The organism is Streptosporangium sp. NPDC053982 (assembly GCF_055585205.1).
The window spans coordinates 95,523-121,698 of sequence record NZ_JBVJKQ010000012.1; the positions used below are offsets into that span (position 1 = coordinate 95,523).

General features: G+C 72.8%; 22 protein-coding genes. 16 read left to right on the forward strand and 6 right to left on the reverse strand.

Going from position 1 to position 26,176, the window contains the following annotated elements; translation table 11 throughout:
* The first annotated feature begins 111 nt into the window (after positions 1–111).
* The 9 genes from ACZ6W9_RS22770 (at position 112) to ACZ6W9_RS22810 (ending at position 11,603) form a co-directional block, all read left to right on the forward strand.
* On the forward strand, positions 112–1,875 hold the full coding sequence (locus tag ACZ6W9_RS22770) for an ABC transporter substrate-binding protein (RefSeq protein WP_389964145.1): 1,764 nt from the start codon (positions 112–114) through the stop codon (positions 1,873–1,875).
* A 72-nt stretch (positions 1,876–1,947) separates the two neighbouring features.
* Entirely contained in the window at positions 1,948–2,943 is a 996-nt protein-coding gene (locus ACZ6W9_RS22775; protein ID WP_389964142.1) for an ABC transporter permease, read from the forward strand.
* Positions 2,940–3,833, forward strand: coding sequence for an ABC transporter permease (locus ACZ6W9_RS22780; RefSeq protein ID WP_470119504.1), 894 nt, complete (start codon positions 2,940–2,942; stop codon positions 3,831–3,833). Before ACZ6W9_RS22775 ends, ACZ6W9_RS22780 begins: the two co-directional genes overlap by 4 nt.
* Entirely contained in the window at positions 3,830–4,771 is a 942-nt protein-coding gene (locus ACZ6W9_RS22785; protein ID WP_362933009.1) for an ABC transporter ATP-binding protein, read from the forward strand. Before ACZ6W9_RS22780 ends, ACZ6W9_RS22785 begins: the two co-directional genes overlap by 4 nt.
* Positions 4,771–5,742 (forward strand): ABC transporter ATP-binding protein, encoded by a 972-nt coding sequence (locus tag ACZ6W9_RS22790; protein WP_389964472.1) that lies wholly within the window; start codon positions 4,771–4,773, stop codon positions 5,740–5,742. The genes ACZ6W9_RS22785 and ACZ6W9_RS22790 overlap by 1 nt, the downstream gene beginning before the upstream one ends.
* 54 nt (positions 5,743–5,796) lie before the next feature.
* A complete protein-coding gene (locus ACZ6W9_RS22795) occupies positions 5,797–8,238 on the forward strand; it encodes a glycoside hydrolase family 2 protein (protein ID WP_470119506.1) in 2,442 nt (813 codons plus the stop codon).
* Complete coding sequence (locus tag ACZ6W9_RS22800) at positions 8,235–9,314, forward strand: ROK family protein (RefSeq protein ID WP_470119508.1); 1,080 nt, start codon at positions 8,235–8,237, stop codon at positions 9,312–9,314. The genes ACZ6W9_RS22795 and ACZ6W9_RS22800 overlap by 4 nt, the downstream gene beginning before the upstream one ends.
* A gap of 78 nt (positions 9,315–9,392) precedes the next feature.
* The gene (manA, locus tag ACZ6W9_RS22805; protein ID WP_470119510.1) at positions 9,393–10,574 is read left to right on the forward strand and encodes a mannose-6-phosphate isomerase, class I; all 1,182 of its coding nucleotides are present in this window, start codon (positions 9,393–9,395) and stop codon (positions 10,572–10,574) included.
* A gap of 216 nt (positions 10,575–10,790) precedes the next feature.
* Positions 10,791–11,603 (forward strand): PIG-L family deacetylase, encoded by an 813-nt coding sequence (locus ACZ6W9_RS22810; RefSeq protein ID WP_389964127.1) that lies wholly within the window; start codon positions 10,791–10,793, stop codon positions 11,601–11,603.
* Between the two features lie 137 nt (positions 11,604–11,740).
* On the opposite strand, the gene ACZ6W9_RS22815 is transcribed toward ACZ6W9_RS22810, so the two are convergent.
* Together ACZ6W9_RS22815 and cuyB are read right to left on the reverse strand one after the other, a co-directional pair.
* Entirely contained in the window at positions 11,741–13,465 is a 1,725-nt protein-coding gene (locus tag ACZ6W9_RS22815; protein WP_389964125.1) for a sensor histidine kinase, read from the reverse strand.
* The gene (gene cuyB / locus ACZ6W9_RS22820; RefSeq protein WP_470119513.1) at positions 13,462–14,268 is read right to left on the reverse strand and encodes a cysteate racemase; all 807 of its coding nucleotides are present in this window, start codon (positions 14,266–14,268) and stop codon (positions 13,462–13,464) included. The genes ACZ6W9_RS22815 and cuyB overlap by 4 nt, the downstream gene beginning before the upstream one ends.
* Before the next feature lie 143 nt (positions 14,269–14,411).
* On the opposite strand from cuyB, the gene ACZ6W9_RS22825 reads away from it, so the two are divergent.
* Positions 14,412–15,464: an Lrp/AsnC family transcriptional regulator gene (locus ACZ6W9_RS22825; RefSeq protein WP_470119515.1), complete on the forward strand. Its 1,053-nt coding sequence runs from the start codon at positions 14,412–14,414 to the stop codon at positions 15,462–15,464.
* Between the two features lie 3 nt (positions 15,465–15,467).
* Here the strand turns inward: ACZ6W9_RS22825 and ACZ6W9_RS22830 are convergent, their stop codons facing one another.
* Positions 15,468–16,649 carry an amidase gene (locus ACZ6W9_RS22830; RefSeq protein ID WP_470119700.1) on the reverse strand — a complete coding sequence of 394 codons (1,182 nt, stop codon included), beginning with the start codon at positions 16,647–16,649 and terminating at the stop codon, positions 15,468–15,470.
* A gap of 142 nt (positions 16,650–16,791) precedes the next feature.
* The gene (locus ACZ6W9_RS22835; RefSeq protein WP_389964117.1) at positions 16,792–17,667 is read right to left on the reverse strand and encodes a LysR family transcriptional regulator; all 876 of its coding nucleotides are present in this window, start codon (positions 17,665–17,667) and stop codon (positions 16,792–16,794) included.
* A gap of 114 nt (positions 17,668–17,781) precedes the next feature.
* Between ACZ6W9_RS22835 and ACZ6W9_RS22840 the strand changes: the two genes are divergently transcribed.
* Genes ACZ6W9_RS22840 through ACZ6W9_RS22855 form a run of 4 tightly spaced genes read left to right on the forward strand, consistent with a single transcriptional unit; the run spans position 17,782 to position 22,025 of the window.
* Positions 17,782–19,350, forward strand: coding sequence for an amidohydrolase (locus ACZ6W9_RS22840; RefSeq protein WP_389964114.1), 1,569 nt, complete (start codon positions 17,782–17,784; stop codon positions 19,348–19,350).
* Positions 19,351–19,360: 10 nt separating this feature from the next.
* Positions 19,361–20,317, forward strand: a complete 957-nt coding sequence (locus ACZ6W9_RS22845) for an ABC transporter substrate-binding protein (protein ID WP_389964111.1) — start codon at positions 19,361–19,363, stop codon at positions 20,315–20,317.
* Positions 20,318–20,319: 2 nt separating this feature from the next.
* Positions 20,320–21,228, forward strand: a complete 909-nt coding sequence (locus ACZ6W9_RS22850) for an amino acid ABC transporter permease (RefSeq protein ID WP_389964109.1) — start codon at positions 20,320–20,322, stop codon at positions 21,226–21,228.
* Between the two features lie 41 nt (positions 21,229–21,269).
* Entirely contained in the window at positions 21,270–22,025 is a 756-nt protein-coding gene (locus tag ACZ6W9_RS22855) for an amino acid ABC transporter ATP-binding protein (RefSeq protein WP_389964466.1), read from the forward strand.
* Positions 22,026–22,138: 113 nt separating this feature from the next.
* Here the strand turns inward: ACZ6W9_RS22855 and ACZ6W9_RS22860 are convergent, their stop codons facing one another.
* Positions 22,139–22,807 (reverse strand): CBS domain-containing protein, encoded by a 669-nt coding sequence (locus ACZ6W9_RS22860; RefSeq protein ID WP_362933051.1) that lies wholly within the window; start codon positions 22,805–22,807, stop codon positions 22,139–22,141.
* A 312-nt stretch (positions 22,808–23,119) separates the two neighbouring features.
* Here ACZ6W9_RS22860 and ACZ6W9_RS22865 point away from each other — a divergent pair, with 312 nt between their 5' ends.
* A complete protein-coding gene (locus tag ACZ6W9_RS22865) occupies positions 23,120–23,725 on the forward strand; it encodes a phosphoribosylanthranilate isomerase (protein ID WP_389964106.1) in 606 nt (201 codons plus the stop codon).
* A gap of 129 nt (positions 23,726–23,854) precedes the next feature.
* Positions 23,855–25,531 carry a penicillin-binding transpeptidase domain-containing protein gene (locus ACZ6W9_RS22870; protein ID WP_389964103.1) on the forward strand — a complete coding sequence of 559 codons (1,677 nt, stop codon included), beginning with the start codon at positions 23,855–23,857 and terminating at the stop codon, positions 25,529–25,531.
* A gap of 25 nt (positions 25,532–25,556) precedes the next feature.
* Here ACZ6W9_RS22870 and ACZ6W9_RS22875 read toward each other — a convergent pair whose 3' ends face one another.
* On the reverse strand, positions 25,557–26,174 hold the full coding sequence (locus ACZ6W9_RS22875; protein ID WP_389964100.1) for a hypothetical protein: 618 nt from the start codon (positions 26,172–26,174) through the stop codon (positions 25,557–25,559).
* Positions 26,175–26,176 lie beyond the last annotated feature (2 nt).

The following is a 26,176-nucleotide window of genomic DNA, read 5'->3' on the forward strand; positions in this document are numbered from 1 at the left end:
ACTGGGAGCGCTCCCACAAGGCCCGCGGGAGCGACGCTCCCGCGGGCCGATCCATCGGGGGCCTGAAACGACGTTCAGACCTCCGCCGGGCGGCGGAGGAAGGAGAGACAGATGCGAAACCGGGTGCGGATCATCCTCCCGCTCCTGGCGACGGGCCTGGCCGTCGCCGCGTGCTCCGGTGGCGGCGGTACCACGCCCGCCGCACAGGGCTCCGGGGCGGCGAGCGCGCCCGCCGCGGCCCCCGGCGGTGGCGACAGCGGTTCGCTGCCCCGCAAGGAGACGCTCTACACCACCGGCTCCCAGTGGGGGCCGCCGGCCAACTTCAACCCGATCCGCGAATGGGACTCCGCCACCGGCACCAAGGGCCTGGTCTACGAGACGCTGTTCCACTACGACCCCAACGCCGCCAAGCTCGTCCCCTGGCTGGCCGAGAGCGGGAGCTGGACCGACGACAAGACCTACGAGGTCAAACTCCGCTCCGGGGTGAAGTGGTCGGACGGCAAGCCGCTGACCGCCAAGGACGTCGTCTACTCCTACGAGCTCGGCAAGATGGAGACCATCCCGTTCCACAACATGTGGGACTGGCTGAAGAGCGTCGAGGCGGTGGACGACCAGACCGCGCGCTTCACCTTCTCCGAGGCCAACTACCAGGAATGGGATTTCAACCTCTACGGCCGCGCCATCGTCCCCGAGCACGTCTGGAACGGCAGGTCCGAGGAGGACGTGCTCAACGGGGTCAACGAGAACCCCGTCGGCACCGGCGCCTACACCTACAAGAGCCACAGTCAGGACCGCGTCGTCTGGCAGCGCCGCGACGACTGGTGGGGCAAGACCGCCCTGAACATGGAGCCCAAGCCCAAGTACATCGTCGACATCGCCACCCCCAGCAACGAGGTCGCGATGGGCATGCTGCTGCAGAAGGGCCTGGACCTCAGCAACAACTTCCTGCCGGGCGTGGCCAACCTCGTCAAGGGCAACTTCGGCATCACCTCCTTCTACAACGAGCCGCCGTACATGCTCTCGGCCAACACCGCCTGGCTGGTCCCCAACACCACCAAGAAGCCGATGAACGACGCGGCCTTCCGCAAGGCCCTCGCCTCCTCGGTCGACACCAAGAAGATCGTCGAGGGCGTCTACGGCAACCTCGTCAAGGCCGCCAGCCCCACCGGCCTGCTGCCGCAGTGGGAGCAGTTCGTCGACCAGGCCACGGTGTCGTCGGCCGGGTTCTCCTTCGACACCGGCAAGGCCAAGAAGCTGCTGGCCGACGCCGGCTACAAGGACCGCGACGGCGACGGGCTGGTGGAGAACAAGGACGGCTCGAAGATCAAGCTGACCCTCATCGTGCCGTCCGGCTGGACCGACTGGATGGAGGCCGCCCGCGTCATCGCCTCCAGCGCCAAGGCCGCAGGCATCGACGTCACCGCCGACTTCCCCGACTTCAACGCCCTGGTGGAGAAGCGCGGCAAGGGAGATTTCGACCTGGTGCTCAACAACGAGCGCCAGCTGTCCAACACCCCGTGGACGTACTACGAGTACGTCTTCCAGCTCCCGGTCCGCAAGCTGCAGAACACCGTCAACTTCGGCCGCTACGAGAACGAGAAGGCCTGGAAGCTGGTGCAGGAGCTCGACCGGGTCAAGACCGACGACATCGCCGGCATGAAGGCGAAGATCGCCGAACTCCAGAAGATCCACCTGGAGGAGCTGCCGGTCATCCCGCTCTGGTACAACGGCCTGTGGGCCCAGTCGAGCACCAGCGTCTGGAAGAACTGGCCCTCCTCGGCCCCGAACGCTCCCAAGTACGCGCCGGCCATGTGGCGTAACTGGATGGAACTGGGCGGCTTCGAGACGCTCACCCAGCTCCAGCCCGCCTCCTGACCGTCGGTTCCGCCCCCTCCTCCCCCTTTCCTCCTTCCGGGGGGAGGAGGGGCCCTTTTCGGGAGTTCTCTCGTGCGTCGATACTTCGGCAGGAAACTGCTGGTCTACGGGCTGACGTTCGTCGTCGCCGTCACGGTCAACTGGATGATCCCGCGGTTCATGCCCGGCGACCCGGTCGCCAGCATGGTCGCCCGGGCCAACGTCAGCCAGCCCGCGGCCGTCGAGGCGATGAAGCAGTACTACACCGGTCTCTTCGGCTTCGACCAGCCGCTGTGGCGGCAGTACCTCAACTTCTGGGGGGCGCTGCTGCACGGCGACTTCGGCATCAGCATCTGGGTGTTCCCCACCCCGGTGAGCGACGTCATCATGGGCGCCGTGCCGTACACGCTGGGGCTGATGATCCCGTCGGTGCTGCTGAGCTGGGTCGTCGGCAACCGGCTGGGGGCGTACGCGGCCCGGCGCAAGCTGATGGACAACACCGTCCTGCCGATCGGCTACGTCCTGACCGCGATGCCGTACATGTGGCTGGCGGTCCTGCTCGCCTGGGGATTCGGCGTGGTCGCGGGCCTCTTCCCGATCGCCGGCGGCTACAGCTTCTCCATGCAGCCCAACTGGTCGGCGGAGTTCCTGCTCGACCTGCTGCACCACTGGGTGCTGCCGTTCGCCTCGCTGTTCCTCGTCGCGCTCGGCGGCTGGGCGATCGGCATGCGCAACATGATCATCTATGAGCTGGAGTCCGACTACTCCACCTACCTCGCCGCGCTCGGCGCGCCGCAGCGGCTGATCCGGCGCTACGCCTTCCGCAACGCGGTGCTGCCGCAGATCACCGGCCTGGCGCTCCAGCTCGGCGTGCTGGTGGCCGGCGCCCTGGTGACGGAGATCGTCTTCTCCTACCCGGGCCTGGGCAGCCTCATCCTCAAGGCCATCCAGAACCAGGACTTCTTCCTGCTACAGGGCACGTTCATGTTCATCGTCCTCGGCGTCCTCGCCGCGAACTTCATCATCGACATCGTCTACGTCGTGGTCGATCCTCGGACGCGGGCGGGAATGGCGGGTGCTGAGGCATGACCGCGCTCCAGGAAGTCGCCACCCGCGACGTCGCCGCCCCGGCCAGCGGACGCCGCGAGGCGCTGCACTTCGCGCTGCGCAACGGCAAGCTCCTCGCCGGCGCCGCCGTGATCATCGTCCTGCTGCTGCTGGGCCTGATCGGCCCCCTCACCATCGACGCCCCGCCCAACGAGTACGTCGGCCCGCCCATGCAGGGCCCCTCGTCGGAGTACTGGTTCGGCACCACCACCTTCGGCCAGGACGTCTTCGCCCAGTTCGTGTACGGTCTGCGCACCACCTTCGCCGCGGGCCTGCTGGGCGGCGTGGTCGCCTCCCTCATCGGGATGGTCGTCGGGTTCCTGGCCGGCTTCCGCGGCGGGCTCGTCGACGAGATCCTGAACATGCTGACCAACATCATCCTGGTCATCCCGACGCTGGCCGTACTGCTCATCATCAACGCCTACCTCGGCATCCGCAGCGTGGCCGCGCAGGCGGTCTTCATCGGCCTGACGTCGTGGCCGTGGGCGGCGCGGGCCATCCGGGCGCAGACCTTCTCGCTGCGCGGCCGGGACTTCGTGGACCTGGCCAGGCTGAGCGGCTCGAACACCTGGAAGATCATCACCAGGGAGATCGCGCCGAACATGAGCTCCTACCTGCTGCTGACGTTCATCCTGCTGTTCGGCAACTCGATCCTGATCGCCTCGTCGCTGGACTTCATCGGCCTCGGCCCCACCGAGGGCGTCTCGCTCGGCCTGATGCTGCAGAACGCCGGCCAGTGGAGCGCCATGCAGCTCGGCATGTGGTGGTGGTTCATCCCGCCGGGCGCCGCGATCACCGCGATCGTCGGAGCCCTGTACGTCGCCAACGTCGGCCTCGACGAGGTCTTCAACCCGAAGCTGAGGGAGACATGAGCCTGCGGGTCAGCGATCTGAAGGTGCACTACCGGACCCTGCGGGGCGACGTGCGGGCGCTCGACGGCGTCTCCTTCGAGCTGGGGGACGCCGAGATCCTCGGCCTGGCCGGCGAGTCCGGCTGTGGCAAGACCACCCTCGGCAAGAGCCTCATCCGGATGGACGGCCGCATGCGCCACGTCGGCGGCACCGTCGAACTCGACGGCGTCGAGCTGCCCATCGGCGACGACCGGAGGATGAACGACTTCCGCTTCCACCAGGTCTCGCTCGTCCCGCAGTACTCGATGAGCGCGCTGAACCCGACCCGCAAGATCGGCAAAATGGTGGGCGAGCTGCTGCGCTCCCGCGGCGTCACCCCCGACACCGCCAAGCTGCTCGGCCGCCTGGACGCGGTCGGCCTGCCCCACGAGGTGCTGGACCGCTACCCGATCGAGCTGTCCGGCGGCATGAAGCAGCGCGTGGTCATGGTCGTCTCCACCCTCCTGGACCCCTCGCTGCTCATCGCCGACGAGGTCACCTCCGCCCTCGACGTCTCCACCCAGAAGGCGGTGGCCAAGGCGCTGGCCGGCTTCCGCGACAACGGGTTCGTCAAGAGCATGGTCTTCATCACGCACGACATCTCGCTGACCTACCAGATCGCCGACACGATCATGGTCATGTACGCGGGGAAGCTGGCCGAGAAGGCGCCGGCCAAGACGATCGTCGAGGCGCCCCGGCACCCCTACACCCGGATGCTCATCGACTCGCTGCCCGAGGTCGGCGTGCGCCACGCCGACCGGAAGCTGTCGGGCATCGCCGGAAGCCCGCCGTCGCTGCTGAACCCGCCCAAGGGGTGCCGCTTCCGGGACCGCTGCCCGCTCGCCTTCGACCGGTGCGCCGAGGAGCCGCCGGCCGCCGAGGTCGCGCCCAACCACTTCGTCGCCTGCTGGAAGGCATGATGCTCAGACTCGACAACGTCACGAAGGTCTACAAGGTCGGCGCCTTCGGCGGCAAGACCCTGACCGCGGTCGGCGGGGTGAGCTTCGACGTGCCGGAGGGCCAGGTCGTCTCGTTGATCGGCGAGAGCGGCAGCGGCAAGAGCACCCTCGGCAAGATGATCCTCGGCCTCGTCCCGGTCACCGCCGGCTCGATCACCCTCGACGGCGCCCCGGTACGGCCCGGCAAGGAGTACTACCGGCACGTCCAGGGCGTCTTCCAGGACCCCTTCAGCTCGTTCAACCCGGTCTTCAAGGCCGACCGGGTGTTCCAGATGATCAGGGAGGCGTACTTCCCCGCGACGTCCGCCGAGGAGTGGGACGAGCGGGTGCGCACCGCCCTGCGGGACGTGCGGCTCGACCCCGACCAGGTCCTCGGCAAGTATCCCCACCAACTCAGCGGCGGCCAGCTCCAGCGCGTCCTCATCGCCCGGGCGCTGCTGCTGGACCTCAAGCTGCTGGTCGCCGACGAGATCACCAGCATGCTCGACGCCTCCACCCGCATCGACGTGCTCAACCTGCTCGCCGAGATCAAGGGCCGCGGGCTGGGCGTGCTGTACATCACCCACGACCTGTCGCTGGGCAACTACCTGGCCGAGCGGACCGTCGTGCTCCGGCACGGGACGGTCGTCGAGATGGGCACGACCGACAAGGTCTTCGGCAACCCGATGCACCCCTACACCCGGCAGCTGCTGTCGGCAGTGCCGCGCCTGCACGACCCCTGGGAGGACGCCGAGCCGGTCACCTCCTGCGTCTACCACGACGGCGGCGCCGCCGGTGCCGTCACCGGCGGCCTCGCGGAGGCCGAGGAGGACCACTTCGTGGCGTGCGCCAGGCTCGAAGGCTGCGGCGAGGACCGGCCCGGAGGCGGCGGCGAGGACCGGCCCGGAGACCGCGCCGAAGGCCGCCTCAAGGGCCGCGTCGAAGACCGCTGAGAAGAACGTCCGGCGGCCCCGGGGGCCGGAGACCGCCGCGAGAAGGAGAACCGCTTGAGCATCTACCGTCCGCTGCACGACGGCTGGACCCTCACCGCCGTCCCGCGTGACGCCGAGGCGGCCACCGCACCGCCCGGCGCCGGGACGGCCGGGGTGGCCGCCGCGCCGTCCGGCGCCGAGGTGGCCGGGGTGCCGGCGACCGTACCGGGCTGCGTGCACACCGACCTGCTGGCCGCCGGGATCATCGACGACCCCTACCTGGACGACAACGAGACCCGGCTCACCTGGATCGGCCGCACCACCTGGCGGTACGAGACCGCCTTCACCTGGACGCCGGACGGGCACGAGCGGACCGACCTCGTCTGCGAGGGCCTCGACACCGTCGCCACGGTCGTCCTCAACGGCGTCACGGTCGGCGTCACCGCCAACCAGCACCGCTCCTACCGCTTCCCCGTACGGCACCTGCTGCGCGAGGGGGGCAACACCCTCACCGTGGTGTTCGGCTCCGCCTACGACTACGCCGAGGAACGGCGGGCGGCCCTGGGCGACCGGCCGGGCGCCTACGCCGAGCCGTACCAGTTCATCCGGAAGATGGCGTGCAACTTCGGCTGGGACTGGGGGCCGACCGTGGTCACCGCCGGGATCTGGCGGCCGATCGGACTGGAGAGCTGGAGCGGCGCGCGGCTGGCCGAGGTGCGCCCGCTGGTCACCCTCGACGGGACAGACGGCCGGGTGGACGTGCACGTCAGGGTCGAGCGCACCGGCGAGGAGCCGCTCGCGCTGGACGTCGCCGTGGCGGGCGCCGCGGCACAGACGTGGCTCGCCGCCGGTGAGCGGGAGACCACGGTGACGCTCACCGTGCCCGAGCCGGACCTGTGGTGGCCGCGCGGGTACGGCGGGCAGCCGCGCCACGACCTCACCGTGCGCCTGGGCGACCAGGAGTGGAGCCGGAGGATCGGATTCCGCGCCGTCGAGCTGGACCGCGAGGCGTTCGGCCTGCGGATCAACGGCGAGCCGGTGTTCGTGCGCGGCGTCAACTGGATCCCCGACGACTGCTTCCCGAACCGCGTCACCCGCGAGCGCCTCCGGGAACGCCTCACCCAGGCCGCCGGAGCGAACGTGAACCTCCTGCGGGTCTGGGGCGGCGGCCTGTACGAGAGCGACGACTTCTACGACCTGGCCGACGAGCTCGGCCTGCTCGTCTGGCAGGACTTCCCGTTCGCCTGCGCCGCCTACCCCGAGGAGGAGCCGTTCCGCTCGGAGGTGGAGGCCGAGGCCAGGGAGAACGTCACCCGGCTGGCGAGCCACCCCAGCCTGGTGCTGTGGTGCGGCAACAACGAGAACATCGAGGGCCACGCCGACTGGGGCTGGCAGGAGAGGCTCGAAGGCCGCAGCTGGGGCGCGGGCTTCTACTACGACCTGCTGCCGCGGGTGGTCGCCGAGCTCGACCCGACCCGGCCCTACTGGCCCGGCAGCCCCTACTCCGGCGCCCCCGATCTGCCGCCCAACGACCCCTCACGCGGCACCCTGCACATCTGGGACGTGTGGAACCGCGAGGACTACACCCGCTACGCCGCCTACCGCCCCCGCTTCGCCGCCGAGTTCGGCTTCCAGGGCCCGGCGACGTACGCCACGATGCGCAGGGCGATCAGCGGCGAGCTGGCCTCCGACGCGCCCCTGGTGCTGCACCACCAGAAGGCGATCGACGGCAACGACAAGCTGCTGCGCGGCCTGGGCGAGCACCTGCCCCGGCCTCGGGACTTCGACGACTGGCACTACCTGACCCAGCTCAACCAGGCGCGGGCCATCGAGTTCGGCGTCTCCCGCTTCCGCGCGCTGGCCCCGCACTGCACCGGCAGCGTCGTCTGGCAGCTCAACGACTGCTGGCCGGTCACCTCCTGGGCCGCCGTCGACGGCGACGGCCGCCGCAAGCCCCTGTGGTACGCGCTGCGCCGCGTCTACGCCGACCGGCTGCTCGCCGTCATCGACGGCGAGGTCGCGCTGGTCAACGACTCGGCCGAACCGTGGCACGGCGAGCTGTCGCTGGTCCGGCACGACGTCTCCGGGAAGGTCCTGGCCGAGGAGACCGCCGGGGTGACCGTCGCCCCCCGCTCCGTCACCCGCCTCCCGCTGCCCGCCGCCGTGGCGGACCCCGGCGACCCGGCCGCCGAACTGCTCGTCGCCCGTCTGGGCGAGACGCGCGCGGTGTCCTTCTACGACGAGGACACCCGGGTGGCCTTCCCCGAGGCGGCGTGGGACGCGCGCGCCGAACCGGCCGGGGACGGCTACCGCGTGACGGTCACCGCCCGGACCGTCCTGCGCGAACTGGCGCTCTTCCCCGACCGGCTCGACCCCGGCGCCCGGGTGGACGACCTGCCGGTGACGCTGCTGCCGGGGGAGAGCGCGGTCTTCCACGTCACCGCCGGGAACCTCCCCGACCCGGCCGCGCTGACCGCCTTCCCGGTGCTGCGCTGCGTGAACGAGCCCCGCCGGTGACCGTCCTCGCCCTGGACATCGGCGGCACCAAGTTCGCCGCCGCGGCCGTCACCGCCGACGGCGGCATGACCGCCCGCGCCGAGGTGCCGCTGAGCGGCGCCGGCTCGCCGGACCGGGCGCTCGCCCAGGTCGTCGAGCAGATCACCGCCCGGGTGCCGGCCGACGCGATCGAGGGGGTCGGCATCGGCTCGGCCGGCCCCCTGGACGTGCGCGCCGGGACGGTCAGCCCGGTCAACATCCCCCGCTGGCGGGACTTCCCCCTGGCCGGCGCCGTCGGCCGGATGCTGCCCGGCCGTCCGGTACGGCTGGCCGGCGACGCCCAGTGCATGGCGCTGGGGGAGTGGTGGCGGGGGACCTTCCCGGCGGACCCCGAGACACCGGAGGAGCCCGGAGCGGCGGCCGGGACGCCGCCGGGGACACCGGGAGCGCCGGGGACGGCGACCGGGGCGGCGCCGGGATCACCGGGAGCGCCGGGGACGGCGACCGGGGCGGCGTCCGGACCGGGGGAGGAGCCGTGGCGGCCCGGATCCCGCGCGGTGCTGGGCGTGGTGGTCTCCACCGGCGTCGGCGGCGGCTTCGTCCTGGACGGCGTGCCGTACCTCGGTCCGACCGGCAACGCCGGGCACATCGGTCATATCACCGTCGATCCCGGCGGCGATCCCTGCCCGTGCGGCGCGTCCGGGTGCGTGGAGACCGTCGCCAGCGGGCCCGCCATGGTCCGCTGGGCCCGCGCGGGCGGCTGGACCGGGGCGGACGCCCGCGCGCTCGCCGCGAGCGCCCGCGCCGGATCCGAGATCGCGCAGGCCGCCTTCAGCCGCGCCGCCGACGCGCTGGCCACCGCCTTCCACACCGCCGCCGCCCTGCTCGACCTCGACCGCGTCGTCGTCGGAGGGGGAGTGGCCGCCGCCGGGCCGGTGCTGTTCGGCCCGCTCCGGCAGGCGGTGGCGGAGAACGCCGGACTCGGCTTCACGCGCCGCCTGCGGGTGGACGCCACCTCCCTGGGGCGCGACGCCGGCCTGCTCGGCGCCGCCGCCCTCGTCCTGCCTCCGCGCCCTCCGGCCCCCCGGGCTCCGTGACCCGGGAACCGGACGCCTGCCCCTGCGCCCCCGGCTCCGTGACCCGGTAACGCCCGGACCTGACCCGAGGAGACCCACGTGCACCTGCTGGCCAACCCCGTCAAGGACTACGCCTGGGGCTCGCGGACCGACATCGCCGCGCTCACCGGCAGGCCGGTCCCCGCGCCCGGCCCCGAAGCGGAGATGTGGCTCGGCGCCCACCCCGCCGGGCCCTCGCGGCTGGACGGCGACGGGCGCTCGCTGGCCGAACTCGCCGCCGCCGATCCGGCCGGCGTCCTGGGGGCTGCGACCGCGGACAGGTACGGCGGCCGCCTGCCGTACCTGATGAAGCTCATCGCCGTCGACCGGCCGCTGTCCCTGCAGGTCCACCCGACCGCCGAGCAGGCCGCCCACGGCCACGCGCGGGGCGTCTACGGCGACCCCTGGCCGAAACCGGAGCTGGTGTGCGCGATCACGCCGTTCACCGCGCTGGCCGGGTTCCGCGACGGAGGCCAGGCCGCGATGCTCGTCGGGCGGCTGGGCGTCCGCGAACTACGGGAGGTGACGGAGCTGCTCGCCGCCGGGTCCCTCCTCGACGCCCTGGCGGCGCTGCTGGAGCGGCGGGAGGCGGCCGAGCGGATCGCCTGGGCGGCCTCGGCCGTGCACCACCCCGACTACGCGCTGGTCGCGCGGCTGGCCCGCCTGTACCCCGGCGACCCCGCCTGCCTGGCCCCGCTCCTGCTGCGACGTCACGAGCTGGCCCCCGGGCAGGCGCTCTTCCTGGGGGCCGGCGTGCTCCACTGCTACCTCAGGGGGTTCGGCGTGGAGATCATGGGAGCCTCCGACAACGTCATGCGGGCCGGGCTCACCCCCAAGCCCCTCAATGTGCCGGAGCTGCTGCGCGTCACAGACCCGGGGGCGGCCCCGGCGGCGGTCGAGGCGGGCCCCGGCGGGCTCTATCCCACCCCGGCGCCGGAGTTCGGGCTGCGCCGGATCGAGGCGCGCACCGAGCGGCCGGGGAACGGCGGACCGGACGGGGACGGCAGGCGGGACGGGGACGCGCGGCCGGCGGGCGGCGAGGGGGCGGGCGGTGTCACCCGGCTGACGGGCGGCCTGCCCCGGATCCTGCTGTGCACCCGGGGCACGGCGACGGCGGACGGCCTGCGGCTGGAAGCCGGGCGGTCGGCGTTCGTCCCCGCGGCGCGCGCCGAGGTCGTCGTGGACCCCGGTGACGGCGTGGTCTTCTGCGCCGAGCCCGGCGGTCCCGAGGGCTCTTCCTGAGGGTCCGCGGCGGGCGGCACCGGAAGCCCCCGGGGAAGGCGGCGCCGGGCCCTCCCCGAAGATCCTTCCGGGAGATCCGCGGTCCCGCGTGCCGTCGCGCGCCGCCGTAGAGTGGTCCGGGCTCGCAAAGGACTCGGAAAAGGCCGGAAAAGACGGAAAGGGCCGCCCCCGGCCACGCGGGCCACCTGTGACGGAAGACGGAAGGGTCGAAGACTGATGGACCAGCTGACGCTGATGGCCGTGCACGCCCATCCCGACGACGAAGTGATCGGGACCGGCGGCATCCTGGCCAGGTGCGCGGACGAGGGCGTCCGCACCGTCCTGGTCACCTGCACCAACGGCGAGCAGGGCGACGCCCCCGGAGGGATCAAGCCCGGCGAGGACGGCCACGACGAGTCGGAGGTGAGCGCCCTGCGCCTGGCGGAGCTGCGCGAGTCCGTGACCCACCTCGGGATCGACCACCTGGAGCTGCTCGGCTACCGCGACTCCGGCATGGTGGGCTGGGCCGCCAACCAGGCGCCGGACGCCTTCGCCAACGTCCCCGTCGAACGGGCCGCCGCGCGGCTGGCCGAGCTGATGGAGCGTTACCGCCCGCAGGTCGTGGTCACCTACGACGAGAACGGCGGGTACGGTCACCCCGACCACATCCAGGCCCACCGGATCACCGTGGCGGCGGCCGAGGCGAGCGGCGTCCCCGCCAAGCTCTACTACACCGCCGTTCCCCGCGAGCGGATCGCCGAGCTGTTCGAGTTCCTCCGCTCGACCGGTGCGGCACCGGAGGAGTTCGAGCTGCCCGACGACTTCGGCGTCCCCGAGGAGCAGATCACCGCCATGGTGGACGTCGCCCCCTACGTCGAGCGCAAGCGCAAGGCGCTGGAGGCGCACGCCAGCCAGGGCGAGAACATCTTCCTGCTGCGCATGCCCGCCGACGCCCAGCACCGGGCCTTCTCCCACGAGGCGTTCATCCGCGTCTTCAGCCGCGTTCCCGCCCCGGACCGCGAGGAGAACCTCTTCGACGGCCTGCGCTGAGGGCGGCCTGCGCTGAGGGCGGCCTGCGCTGAGGGCGGCCTGCGCTGAGGGCGGCTCGCGCCGGTGGCGACCCGCGACGGTGGCGGCCTGCTCCGGTGAAGGCCTGGCGGCCCGGTCACAGGGCCGCCGGGCCGCCGTCAGCCGCCGAGCGGCACGCGCCAGGTCAGCAGGGTCCCGCCGCCGGGGGCCGCGCCCGCCTCGAAGGAACCGCCGAGCTGCCGGGCGCGGTCCTCCATGTTGCGCAGGCCGCTGCGCCTGCCCTCACCGGACAGCCCCACGCCGTCGTCCCGGACGCTGAGGAGCAGCCCGTCGCCGGCCGCCTCGACCAGCACGTCGGCCCTGGAGGCCCTCGCGTGGCGCACGACGTTGGACAGGGCCTCGCGCAGCACGGCGGTGAGCTGCTCGGCGACCGGGGCCGGCACCCCGCTGTCGAGCCGGCCCTCCAGGCGCAGGCCCGGCATGAACCCCAGGTGCCCGCGGGCCCCCTCCACCAGCTCCACGACCTGCGCGCGCAGACCGGGGGCGGTGTCGCGGGGGGCCTGCAGGGCGAAGATGGTGGAGCGGATCTGCCGGATGGTCTCGTCCAGCTCGTCGATCCCGTGCCGCAGCCGGGAGGCCGCCTCGGGGTGCTCGACGAGGCGGACGATGCTCATCAGCGTCATGGCGACGGCGAAGAGCCGCTGGATGACCACGTCGTGCAGGTCCTTGGCGATGCGGTCGCGATCCTCCAGCAGCCCCAGGCGTTCGGCGTCCCGCCGGGCCTCGGCCAGCTCGAGGGCGAGCGCCGCCTGACCGGCGAAGGACCGCAGGGTGTGCAGCTCGCCGGTGCTGAACGGGATCCGGCCGGTGCGCTTGCCGAGCTTCAGCACCCCGCGGACGGCCCCGGCCCGGCCCAGCGGCACGGCGGCCACCGGGCCGATCGGCGTCTCCCCGCCGAGGGTGAAGCCGGCGGCGGCGTCGGCGATGAAGGAGTCGTCGTCGGCGTCGCGTTCGCTCGCCGTCACCGGCTCGCCGCTGAGGAAGGCCCGGCCGGCGAGGGTCCCGGAGACGGGGAGTTCGGCCCCGGCGGGCCGGACGCCGGGAGCGCCGTCGCTGATCTCCCACCGCAGCGTCTCGCCGGAGGGGCCGGGGAGCAGGACCGCCACGACGTCGGCGCCGGCCATCTCCCGGGCCCGGCGAGCCACCAGCGTGAGCACCTCGGTGGGCTCGGCGCCCGACAGCAGGGCCGTGGTGACGTCGGAGGAGGCCTGCAGCCAGACCTCCCGGCGGCGGGTCTCCTCGTACAGGCGGGCGTTCTCGATGGCGACGCCGGCCGCGGTGGCCAGGGCCACCACGATCGCCTCGTCCTCCTCGTCGAACTCCCCGCCGCCGCGCTTCTCGGTGAGGTAGAGGTTGCCGAACACCTCCTCGCGGACCCGTACCGGCACCCCCAGGAAGGAGCCCATCGGCGGGTGGCCGGGCGGGAAGCCGTACGACTCCGGGTGCCGGGACAGGTCGGCCATGCGCAGCGTCTGCGGTTCCTTGATGAGCAGGCCCAGCAGGCCCAGGCCGTGCGGCCAGTGCTCGATCCGGGCGATCTCCTCCTCGCTCAGTCCCACGGGGACGAACTGCACGAGCGTGCTCTCCTCCCCGATCACGCCCAGCGCGCCGTAGCCGGCGTCGACCAGGGTGGTGGCGGTCTCCACGATCCGCCGCAGCACCGTCTCCAGATCCAGGTCGCTGCCCACCGACACGACCGCCTCCAGGAGGGCGTGCACACGGTCGCGGGTGGCCAGCACCGCCTCCAGCCGCACCTGGAGTTCCGCCAGCAGCTCGTCCAGCCGCATGTTGGGCATCAGGGAACGGGGCTCCTTCTGCGTCATATGGGAAGTGTGGCACCTGGAGGCGCCGGCCCGCCGCGGTGGGCCGCCGGAGCGCCGAGCGCCGTCTCGACGAGCCGGCGGGCCAGCAGGCGGGCGGGGTCGAGAACCGGGACGGGGACGAGGGAGCGGTCCAGGGCCAGGACGAGCTCGGTGCACGCGGTGACGACCCGCTCCGCGCCGCGATCGGCGAGGGAACGGGACAGCTCCGCCAGCGCCCGTCGGTGGGCCGGTCGCGCGCCGCCGCCCTTGACGGCGGCGATGGCGGCCGTGACCTGCCGCTGACCGGGCTCGTCGGGCTCGATCACCGCCACGCCGCGCCGTCGCAGAGCGTCGGCGTACAGGCCGGCGTGCAGGGTGCCCGAGGTGGACAGGACTCCGGCCGCGCGGACGCCGTCGGCCGCGAGGGCGTCGGCCGTGACCTCGATGATGCTGACCAGTTCCAGCCCGGCCTCCTCCGCCAGGCGGGGGACGAAGGCGTGGGCGGTGTTGCAGGGCACGGCGAGCACCTCGCACCCCGCCTGTTTCAGGCCCTCGACGCCGCGCCGCAGGTACGGGGTCGGGTCCTCGCCGCCGCCGAGCAGGCTGAGGGAACGGTCGGGGACGCGGGGGTCGCCCCAGATGACGACGGGCACGTGTGCCTGGTCGCGGGTGGCCGCGGTCTCCTCCACCAGCTTGCCGTAGAAGTCGACGGTGGCCGCCGGACCCATGCCGCCGAGGACGCCGACCAGCCGGGTCCTGCTCGCCGGGCGCCGGTGGTCCGCCTCCCCGGCCGGTGCCGGGGCGTGATCGTGGAGCTGGGTCATCGGGAGGCGTCCTCTTCCGTGCGGTGAGCCGGGGTGAGCGGGGGTGAGCCCTGGGAGGACCAGGGGCGGCTGCCCGCACAAGGATCGAGGTATAAGGTGCATTTGGTCTTTAAACGCAGCAATGTGACATTGAAGGACCGATCATGCAGGATTCCGGCATCGAGCCCCGGCGGTTGCTGTCGGAGGCCGACCTCGAACTCATCGACGCCCTCCAGATCAACCCGCGGGCGAGCTGGGTGGAGGTCGGGGCGGCGATCCGTGCCGACCCGGTGACGGCGGCACGGCGCTGGCAGCGGCTGAACGGCGCGGGGGAGGCGTGGACCACCGTCGCCCTGGGGCGGCGCCAGATGCACGCGATGAGCATGGCCTTCCTGGAGATCGACTGTGAGGCCGGGGCGGCGGTCGAGGTCGCCGGCGCGCTCGCGGCGGCGGGTCACCTCATCACCGTGCAGCACGTCGCCGCCGGTCACGACCTGTTCGTGATCGCCGTCGCCGCGTCGATGCCCGCGCTGGCGGACTACCTGCTCACGGACCTGCCGCGGGTGCCCGGCGTGGCGAAGGTACGCACCCATGTCGCCACGCGCGTCTTCGAGGCCTCGTGCCGCTGGCGGCTGCGGGTGCTGCCGCCGCGATCCGCGGGCGCGCTGGCCAGTCGGCCGGGGGCGGGGGCGGGGCCGGCGGAGTCCACCGGGCAGATGGACGGGATCGACCGGCTGCTGTTCAAGGCACTGCTCGCCGACGGCCGCGCCGGCTACACCGAGCTCGCGCAGGCCGTCGGCATGTCCGAGCGCACGGTGCAGCGCAGGCTGTCACGCCTGGTCGCGACCGGCGACATCGACTTCCGCTGCGACCTGGCGCGCCCGCACGCGGGCTGGCACTCCTCGGCGGTGCTGTGGCTGCGGATGCCGGACGGCCTGCTGGAGGAGACGGGCCGGGCGTTGCTCGACTGGCCGGAGACACGGACGTGCGCGGCGCTCGCGGGCGCCCGCAACATGCTCCTCACCGTGGGCCTGCACGGGGTCTCCGACCTGCATCCGCTGGTGATGCGCCTTGAGGAGCGCTTCCCGTACGTGAGCATCGCCGACCGGCAGATCGTCCTGCGGCAGTCGAAACTCTACGGGCGGCTCCTCGACCCCTCCGGCCGCTGCACGGGCGTCGTCCCGATCGACCCGTGGAGCCTGTCGCCGCACGCCTGACGTTCAGCGCGGCGCGGGGATCGCGCCTCCGCGGGACTCCCGGCACAGGCCGGCCCGCAGCACGTCGGCCTCGCTGCGCCCCACCACCTGCAGGTCTCCGATGGCCAGCGCGGGCAGGCCGAGCGCGGACACGACGGAGGTGATCCGGCCGACCTCACCGCGGACGGCGGCCTCGTCGCAGCCGGCCCGCGGCGCGGGACCGCCGAGCGTCGGCATGATCAGGACGTCGACGCCGGCCGTCTCCGCCGAGAATCCGGCCCGGAAGGCCGAGAGCTCCTCCACCGCCCGGCGGTACTCCCGATGGCCGATCCCGCCGGCGTCGTCCAGTTTCCGCCGCACGCCCGCGCTGTAGCTCGCGGCGTTCGCCGGGTAGGTGGCCTCGTGGGTGCGCCGGGCCTGCGCGCCCACGATCGTCCAGTACGGGGACAGGATCCCGTACGGCAGGGCGATCTCGCGGACCTCGGCCCCCAGGTCCGCGAACTCCCCGGCCTGCGCGCATCCCTCGGCGACGCCGACGACCATCCCCGACAGCGAGCGCGGCGGCTCGACGGCCTCTCCGGAGAGCACCTCCCACACCCGCGCGCAGTCGGCGACCGAGACGGTCATCGGCCCGACCACGTCGAACATCGGGGCGAGGGGCGCGACCCCCTCGGAGGAGACGGCGCCGGCCCTGGGACGCAGGCCGACCACGCCGCAGCAGGCCGCCGGGATCCGCACCGAGCCGCCGGTGTCGGTGCCGAGGCCGAACCGGGCGATCCCGGCGGCGAGCGCCGCGGCCGTGCCGCCGCTCGACCCGCCGGGGGCCAGGTGCTCGTGGCGTGGGTTGCGCACATCGCCCCAGTGCGGGTTCTCGCTCGTGACGCCCCAGGCGAACTCGTGCTGGTTGGCCTTGCCGACCAGGAAAGCCCCGGCGCGCTCCAGCGATTCGACGCACGGCGCGGTGGTCAGCGCCTCCTCGCTCCCGTACAGGACGGACCCCCGGGTGGTGGGGAGCCCGGCGACGTCGATCATGTCCTTGACCACGAACGTCCAGGCCCACAGCTCGGGCGGCGAGGCGGGCGCCGGGCGGTCGCGGCGCGTGAGCCGGTCGATGACCGGCTCGGCGCCGGCCTCGATGAGGATGTTGTGCTCGCGGTGGAGGCGTATGGCCTCGGCGGACCTGGCGATCGCCGCCTCGTGTTCCACAGTCAAGGATCTCCTAACGCCCGCTCCGGTCACGGGGGAGCCCGGGCGGTGACGGTCGGCGCGCCGGGTCCGTCGCCGGCCGCGCCCGTGATCCGGCACATGCTGGCAGATCCGCCGTGCCCCGTCGAGTGCGCGGGACCGGTCAGAGCGTCAGCGCGTCCAGCAGGGACTGCAGCCGGGCGGTCTCGCGGTCGGGGTGGACGAGGGTGAAGATGCTGCGGCTGATGTTCAGCCACGGCACGTCGGCGACCACGATGTCGGGGCCGTGCCCGCGCAGCGCGAGCTCCGGGACGAGCGCCGCGCCCATCCCCGCCCCGATCATGGCTATGGTGATCTTGAAGTCGTCGGAGTGACAGGCCACCCGGGGATGCAGCCCCCAGTGGGCGAACAGGCCCTCGAAGATGGCGGCGTCGCTGGTCCCCGGGTGGTGCATGATCCACGGCAGGTCGACGAGGTGCTCGACCCGGTGGGGCGCCAGATCGGGCCAGCTGCGCGGGAGGACGAGTCTGTAGCGGTCCTCGGCGATCCAGCGCCGGCCCAGTGCCGACGGCCACGACAGGCCGGAGTTCCCCACCTGGTAGATGATCGCCGCGTCCATCTCGCCGCCGGCGCCCAAGCGCGGGATGAGCTGGGATGACTCGGCGACGGAGACCCTGACGCCGGCGCGTTCCCCGGGCTCCATCCGTCGCAGCACGCCGGTCAGCACGTCGGTGAAGCTGGGGAAGACGCCCAGGCGGATCTGCCGCTCGCTGTTCCTGTGCACGGCCTGCACGGTGGTGACCATGCGCTCGATGTCGATGAGCACGGTCTCGGCCTGCCTGGCCAGCACCTCGGCGGCGCTGGTGGGCAGCGCGCTGTGGGCGGAGCGGGCGAACAGCCTGACGCCGATCTCCCGTTCCAGCGCGGCCATCTGCTGGGAGACGGCCGACGCGGTGTAACCGAGCCGGTTGGCGGCGGCGGCGAAGGACCCCAGCTCAACGACTTCACGGAGAGTTCGCAGGTGTTCCGGCTTCAGCATAAGAGCTCCTTATGCTCAGAGGTGCTGAATGTCGTGTTTATAGCGCTTCCGACTTCTTTCTGCCACTTCTACAGTGATGGCCACCGCCAATCGATTCGAGCCCTAGAGAGTCACATGAGCATCCGCGTATACCGCAACGCCGCCATCCGCACAGGAGACAGCGGCAACCCGTTGGCCCAGGCCATGGCCGTGGACGGTGAACGGCTACTGGCCGTCGGCGGGGAGGCGGAGGTACGCGAGGCCGCGGGCCCGGGAGCGGAGCCGATCGACCTGGAGGGCGCCGCGGTGCTCCCCGGGCTCTACGACGCCCACATCCACACCGCGCAGTACGCCCAGAGCCTGGACGCGGTGGACCTGCGTGACGTGCGCTCCCTGGACGAGGCGCTGACCAGGGTGGCCGCGCACGCGGCGCGGCTGCGACCCGGCGCCTGGCTGTTCGGCGGCCGGTGGAACAGCAACACCTGGGACCCGCCGGCGCAGCCCGACCGGTACGCGCTGGACTCGGTCTGCCCCGAGCTGCCGGTCGCGCTGCCCAGCGTGGACGGCCACACGGTGTGGGCCAACTCCGCGGCCCTGCGGCTGGCCGGCATCGACGCCGGAACCCCCGACCCGGTGGGCGGCGAGATCGTCAGGGACGCGAGCGGGGAGCCCACCGGCATCCTGCGCGAGTCGGCCTCCTACCCGCTGCGCGACCTCATGGTCTCCGCCGACCTGCGCGACCAGCTCCGCGCCGCGCAGGAGGAACTGCTCGCCCTCGGCCTGACCAGCCTTCACGACATCGACGGCGAGGACTGCCGGGCCGCCTTCCTGGAGCTGCGCGACGCCGGCGAGCTGAAGATGCGTGTGCACAAGGCGATCCCGATGATCCACCTGGAGGCGGCCATCGCCGAGGGGCGCCGCACCGGGCAGGGCGACGACTGGTTCCGCACCGGACCCGTGAAGATCTTCAGTGACGGGGCGCTCGGCTCGCACACCTGCCACATGGGCGAGTCCTTCGCCGGCGAGCAGGGCAACGTGGGCATCGCGGTCACGCCGTACGAGGACCTGGTCAGGCTGTTCGGCACGGCCGCCGGGGCCGGTATCGCGGTGGCCACGCACGCCATCGGAGACCAGGCCAACCACCTGGTCATCGACGCCTACGAGGCCCTCGGCCGCACGGCCGGGCTGCGGCACCGCATCGAGCACGCCCAGCACCTGCGGGTCGACGATCTTTCCAGGATGGCCAGGCTGGGCATCGTCGCCTCGATGCAGCCCGTACACTGCACCAGCGACATCGACCTGGTCGACACCCTGCTGGCCGGGCACGAGCTGGCCTCCTACGCCTGGCGCGGGATGCTGAACGTCGGCGTCGCGCTGGCCTTCGGCTCCGACGCCCCGGTCGAGCACCCCAACCCCTTCGCCGCGCTGTACGCCGCGGTGACCCGTACCCGCGTCGACGGCACGCCCGCCGGCGGCTGGCAGCCCGAGCAGCGGCTGAGCATGGGCGAGGCCCTCACCGCCCACACCCTCGGCGCGGCCTACGCCGCGGGTGAGGAGAACCACAAGGGCGTCCTCGCACCCGGCAAGCTCGCCGACTTCATCGCGGTGGACACCGACCCCTTCGTGGAGTCGCCGGCCGCTGTGCTGCGTACCAAGGTCATGACCACCGTCGTCGGCGGCGAAGTCCGCTGGCAGCACTCCTGAAGGAGCCCCCTTGAACACCCGGATCCTCACCACGCTCGCCGCCGGCGCGCTGCTGGCCGCCACCACGGCCTGCGGCGCCCAGTCCCTCGACGACGGCGCGTCCACCGCGGCGCCGGCCGCCGCGCCGGACGTCGTCCTCGACCAGGCCCCCGCCGAGGAGAAGGCGGCCGACGTCATCAACGCCATCACCCCCGACAAGGACCTCGCCGCCAAGGCGCCGGCGAAACTGAAGTCCGACGGGCTGAAGGTCGTCTCCTCCATCGGCTACCCGCCGATGGAGCTGTTCGCCAGCGACGGCAAGACCCCGATCGGATTCGACCCCGCCCTGGCCAGGGCCATCGCCAGGAAGCTCGGCGTCAAGGTGACCATCACCGACGAGGAGTTCAACTCACAGATCCCCGGCGTGCTCACCGGCCGCTACGACTTCGTCATCTCCTCGATGACCGACAACCCGGAGCGGCAGGGCCAGATCACCTTCGTCGACTACGTGCAGGCGGGCTCGGGGATGCTGGTCAAGGCCGGCAACCCGGCCGGCGTCACCGGGCCGAAGGACCTGTGCGGCAAGAAGGTCTCCGTCGTCGACAACGGCTCCTCGATGGAACTGGCCGAGCGCTACGACGCCGACTGCAAGAAGGACGGCAAGGCCGCGGTGGACATCCTGAAGTTCCCCGGCGACACGGAGGCCATGCTCCAGGTGGGCAACGGCCGCGCGCAGGCCATCATCACCGACTACGTGGTGGCCGCCTACAAGGCCGCGGACCCCAAGCTCGCCATGGAGGCGATCGCCCTCGAAGGCACCGAGAGCCCGTGGGGCATTGGGATGAAGCCCGACAACAAGGAGCTCATCGAGTCCGTCAAGGGCGCGCTGGACTCGCTCATCCAGAGCGGGGAGTACGGCAAGATGCTCGCGGCGTGGAACCTCGAGAAGCTGGCCGTCCAGTCCGCCGTGGTCAACGGCGGTAAGTGACCATGCGGACCGAACCGATCGCCGACGCGTCGGGCAGGCCGATCCCCGTCGCGCGGACCTGGCACTGGGGCCGCTGGCTGGCCGCGGCGGTCGCACTGGCGGTCGCGGCCCGGTTGGCCTCCCTCATGGTGGCCAACCCGAACCTGGACTGGGGCAAGGTCGCCGAGTACCTGTTCCACGAGCGGATCCTGAGCGGGGTCTGGGTCACCATCGAGATCTCGGTCCTGGCCACGGTCCTCGGGCTGGTCCTGGGCGTGCTCGTCGCGATCATGCGGCTGGCGCACAACCCGGTGCTGAGCGGGCTGGCCACGTTCTACATCTGGTTCTTCCGCGGTACGCCGGTGCTCGTGCAGCTCATCTTCTGGTACAACCTGGCGTTCCTGTTCCCCGAACTGGTGCTCAAGATCCCGTTCACCATGATCGGCGTCAAGTGGGACACCAACCTGGTGATGACCGGCTTCACCTCGGCCATGCTGGGACTGGGGCTGAACCTGGCCGCCTACTTCGCCGAGACCGTGCGCGCCGGGATCCAGGCCGTCGACCACGGCCAGACCGAGGCGGCGTACGCGCTGGGCATGACGCCGGCCAAGCGGATGCGGGTCATCGTGCTGCCGCAGGCGCTGCGCATCATCATCCCGCCCACCGGCAACGAGTTCATCTCCATGCTGAAGACCACCTCGCTGGTCTACGTGGTCGCCGGGCACGACCTGATGACCAACGCCAGCCAGATCTACAAGGCGAACAACCTGATCATGGAGCTGCTGATCGTGGCGAGCCTCTGGTACATGCTCATGACCGCCGTGGCGACCTTCCTGCAGGGCAGGCTGGAACGCCGCTTCGGCTCCGAGGCCGTACGGCTGGTGCGCGGCGGCGGCCTGGCCGCCAGGATCCTGCCGAAGGCGGCCGCGTGAACGCGGCGGGCGAGCAGATCGTGCGGGCATCGGGCGTCCGGATGGCCTACGGCGACGTGCAGGTGCTCAACGGCGTCGACTTCACCGTCGCCGCCGGCGAGGTGAGCTGCGTCATCGGCCCGTCGGGCTCGGGCAAGTCCACGTTCCTGCGGTGCATCAACGGCCTGGAGCCGGTGCTCGGCGGCAGCCTGCGGGTGCTCGGCGAGGAGGTCGGCCACACCCTGCGCGGCGACAGGTACCACCCCTGGACCCCGAAGGAGTTCGCCGCCTTCCGCAGGAACATCGGCATGGTGTTCCAGCGCTTCAACCTGTTCGCCCACCACAGCGCGCTGGAGAACGTCGCCTGCGGCCCCGTCCACGTCCTCGGCACCCCCGCGGACCGGGCGCGGAAGCTGGCCATGGAGCACCTGGACCGGGTGGGCCTGGCCGACCACGCGCACAAGCGGCCCCACCAGCTCTCCGGCGGACAGCAGCAGCGGGTGGCCATCGCCAGGGCGCTGGCGATGAACCCGGCGCTGATGCTGTTCGACGAACCCACCTCCGCCCTGGACCCCGAGCTGGTCGACGAGGTGCTGGAGGTCATGAAGGGCCTGGCCGTCGAGGGGATGACGATGGTCGTGGTCACCCACGAGATCGCCTTCGCCAGGGAGGTCGGCGACTGGCTGACCTTCTTCGCCGACGGCGTGGTCGTCGAACGGGGCCGGCCTCGTGAGCTCCTGGCCAACCCGGGCCACCAACGGACCAGGGCCTTCCTGTCCAGCGTGCTCGACCCGAAGGAGCGCGGGGAGTCCCGGTAGGCGCCCCGCCGGGCGGCCCGGCCGCGACGTCGCGGTGGAGCCCGTCGCCGATCCCCTGCCGGCGCACGGGCTCCACCGCGACGGGGCCGCCACGGCGGGCTTCGACACGGGCCCTAGTACATCGGCGGGACGGGCAGCAGGTCGTCCGTCTGGTAGGTCAGGTCGCCCCTGACGTCCACCACCCCGTCCACCTCGTGGACGGCGGCGGAGGCCGCGGCGACCTGCGAGCTGCGGGGGACCTCGCCGGTCAGCGTGACCACGCCGGCCTCGACCTCCACGGTGACGTCCTCGACCGGCACGCCGAGCCCGGCCAGGACGTCCGTGACCTCCCGCCGGACGTCCTGCCGCGGTCGCAGGAAGACCTTCAGCAGGTCGCGCTGGTGGACGGTCCCCACCATCCTGCCGGTCACCGGGTCGATCACCGGCAGCTGCTTGATCCTGACGGTGTGCATCAGCCGGGCCGCGTCCCGCACCGGCGTGCCGATGGTGACGGTGATCGCCGGGCTGGTCATGATCTCACCCGCGACGGCGCCTGCGGCCTTGCGCCGCTCCCGGCGCTGCTCGCGGCCCTCGAACAGGGCCGTGCCGTACCGGTTGCCGGTCGTCTCCTTGAGCAGGAGGTCGTCATCCGACACCACGCCCACCGGGCGCCGGTCGGCGTCGATCACCGTCACCGCGCCGACCTTGAACCGCTGCATGGTGGCGACCAGTTCGGCGAACGGAGCGTCCTGCCGGACGGCGATGGCCACCTTGCCCATGACGTCCTTCACCTGCATCGTCATCGCTGACCTCCTCGTGTCCGGCTCAATCGTGCCGTCCCGGGGCGGGCCGGGGTCAGCGGCGAAGGTCCCGGGGCCACGGGACGTTCATCCTCGCCGCCTCCGGCCGATCGGCCCGCTCCTCGCGAACCGGACATCACGGCTCCGGCTTCCCGGCCCTGGGAGCCGCCCCCCACGCACCGGGCCGCCCACGGCTCCCGGCTCCGCCCCTGCCGGCCGGGCGGAGTCTCCGGGACGTCGTCGCGGCCGGCCCGGCTCCGCTGCTCCTCGCCGCCGGAACGGGAGACCCGGGGCCCGTGCACTAGGGTGCCGAGGGTGTACGTGAAGATCTGCGGGCTGCGTGAGCCCGGGCATGTGGCGGCCGCCGTCGAGGCGGGTGCGGACGCGGTCGGCTTCGTCCTCACCAGGAGTCCCCGGCGGATCACCCCCGCCCTGGCGCGGGAGCTGGCCGCGGCGGTGCCGTCGCACGTGCTGACCGTGGCGGTCTTCGCCGGGGAGACCCCGGACGAGGTGCGGGCCGCCGTACTGGAGACGGGGGTGCGCGCCGTACAGCTGCACGGCGACCACCCGCGTGGGGACTTCGCCGCGCTGCGGGATCTCGGGCTCATCCTGGTCCGCGCCGGGTCGGCGAGCGCCGACCCGCACTGCGGCGCCCTCGGAGAGGACCTGCTCATCGTGGACGCGCCCAGGCCCGGCTCCGGGGAGCCGTGGGACTGGGCCGCGGTGCGCGGACGCCCCACCGGCCGGTGGATGCTGGCCGGCGGCCTGGACCCGGCGAACGTGGCCGAGGCGATCGACGCCGCCCGGCCGTGGGGGGTGGACGTGTCGAGCGGGGTGGAGACCGCGCCCGGGACGAAGGACACCGGGCTCATCCGCGCGTTCGTCGCCGCCGCCCGCGGAGCCGCCGCCCCCGCGCGCTGACCCCGCGCGGACCGCGTCGGCCCCGCGCGCCGGGCCGGATTCGGGGGAGAACGCCCGTTTCATAGATGTGCGGGTGGCCCGGGGAGATCGCCGGTGATATACACCCCTGGAAACCCCAGGGGGTGAGGCATGCGCAGGAAACGGCTCCTGGCACTGATCGGCACGGCGGTGACGATCGTCGTCGTCAGCGTGTACGGCCTGCTGACCGCGCCGGACGCCGGGCGGGCCTCCCCCACGCGGACGCCGGATCGGACGAGGGAGATCACCCTCACCGACGAGGAGCCGCCGGTGGGGGAGCCGCAGGCCGGGGAGCCGCAGGCCCACGCGCCCACCGGGCCGCCCTCGTCGCCCACCCCGGTCCCCGCGGCCCCCGCCCCCTCCACGCCCTCCGCCCCGGCCACCCCCGAGGAGGCGGCGGCTCGGTACGTCGAGGCGTGGCAGAACGGGAACCTGACCGCGATGACCGCCCTGGTCGCCGACCCGCCGGCGGACCTCACCGCGCGGCACCTGGACTTCGATCGCGACCTGCGGGTCTCCTCGCTGTCCCTCACCCTCGGTGAGGCGCTGCGCGAGGACGCGACGACGGCCGAGTTCGCCTTCCACGGGGTCCGGCAGGTGGAGGGCTTCGACGAGCCCTGGCAGTTCGCCTCGGTGCTCCGCCTGACGCGGCGGGACGACGCCTGGAAGGTGCTGTGGACCCCCGAGACGATGCATCCGTCCCTCAGGGACGGCGGCTCCGTCCAGCGCACCGAGACCGCCTTCCGCCGGCCCGCCACCCTCACCCGGGAGGGTGAGCCGTTCCCCAGGCGCAGCAGGGCCGACCATTACGTCCTCGGGCTGGAGGGCACGGTGACGGTCCCCGCCCTGCTGGAGCGGCCCTCGGGCCGCGAGCTGCTGGCCGCCCCGGTGCCCCCGCAGGACGGCAGCCGCAGCACGATCTCCCGGCCGGTGCAGGCCGCCGCGGCCCGTGCCCTGGACGGCGTCGGCCAGCCCGCCGCGATCGTGGCCCTCGACGTTCGGAGCCGTCAGGTGCTCGCGGTGGCGGACACCCTGGACGAGGGCCAGGCGGCCTTCACCGGCCTCTACCCGCCCGGTTCGACCTTCAAGATCGTCACAGCCGCCGCGCTGCTGCGCACCGGCGTCGTCCCGGACGCGCCGCTGCCGTGCCCGGCGGTCTACACCGTCCCCAACGGCAAGACCTTCACCAACGACGGCGGCGCCGACCACGGTACGGTGACCCTCACCGCGGCCTTCGCGTTCTCCTGCAACACGACGTTCGCCCAGCAGACCTACGAGCGGCTGGGCGGTGGGCGGCTGTCCGCCGAGGCCGCCGACCGGTTCGGCTTCCGGGTCAAGCCCGGCCTGAGCGCGTGCCGGATCGGCCGGGGAGAGACCGAGACACCGGACGAGCTCACCACCGACGCCATCGGCCAGAACTCGGTGCTGGCCAGCCCGCTGTGCATGGCGGAGGTCGCCGCCGCCGCGGCGAGCGGCGTGTGGCAGCCCGCCGTCATGACGGATCGGCCGGCCCCCGGCCTGCCCGCCGCCGTCCCGCTGGGCGACGGCGTGGCCGCCGAGCTGCGCGCGATGATGACGTCCGTGGTCACCGAGGGCACCGCCGCGCGGGCCGGCCTGCCCCCGGGCACCGCCGGCAAGACGGGCACCGCCGAGGTGGGTGACGGGGCGTCACACGCCTGGTTCGTCGGCTACCGCGACTCGGTGGCCTTCGCGGTGTTCGTCCGGCACGGCGGAGGCGGCGGCGCGGTGGCCGCGCCCATCGCCGCCCGGTTCCTCAAGGCGCTCTGACCGTGACGGGGCCGCCGCGGCCTTCTCAGTGAACCTCCTTGACGGGCACGCACCGCTTCACGGGCGTGCCCGCCCGGGCCAGCCAGGCTCCGAGCAGCCAGGGCACCCGCGCGTCCCGGTTGTCGCGGAACTCCACCACGAGCGTCTCACCCGGCCTGATGTTCCGCGGGAAGATCCGGATCGTCCGTACGGAGGTCACCCGGATGGCGGCGAACGAGCGCGATCCGGTCACGAGCGAACGCAGCTCGTCCCTTCCGGAGGCGGCCGGTCCGTCGTAGGTACGGTCCACACCGACGAACCGGGGGGTCGCGCACAGCGTGCCCGGGGCCAGGAACGTCACGTCCGCCCTGACGCCGGCCGCGCCCAGCCTGGCCTGCAGCCCGGCGGGGTCGCGCAGCTCGTTGACGAGCACCCCGATCGTGCCGTCCGGACTCGTCGTCACCGCGTAGGCGGGGGTCCCGGTTCCGAAGATCAACGGTATGACGGCGAGCGCCGCCGCGACACCGGCCATGACCGGCAGCCAGCGAGCGGCGGCGACGCGCCGCCGGGGGCGCATCCCGTCGAGCAGCCGCCGCCGTGCGCCGGCGAGTTCCTCCGGGGTGGCCGGTGGGACGGCCTGCCACATGCCCTTCAGCGCGTCCATCG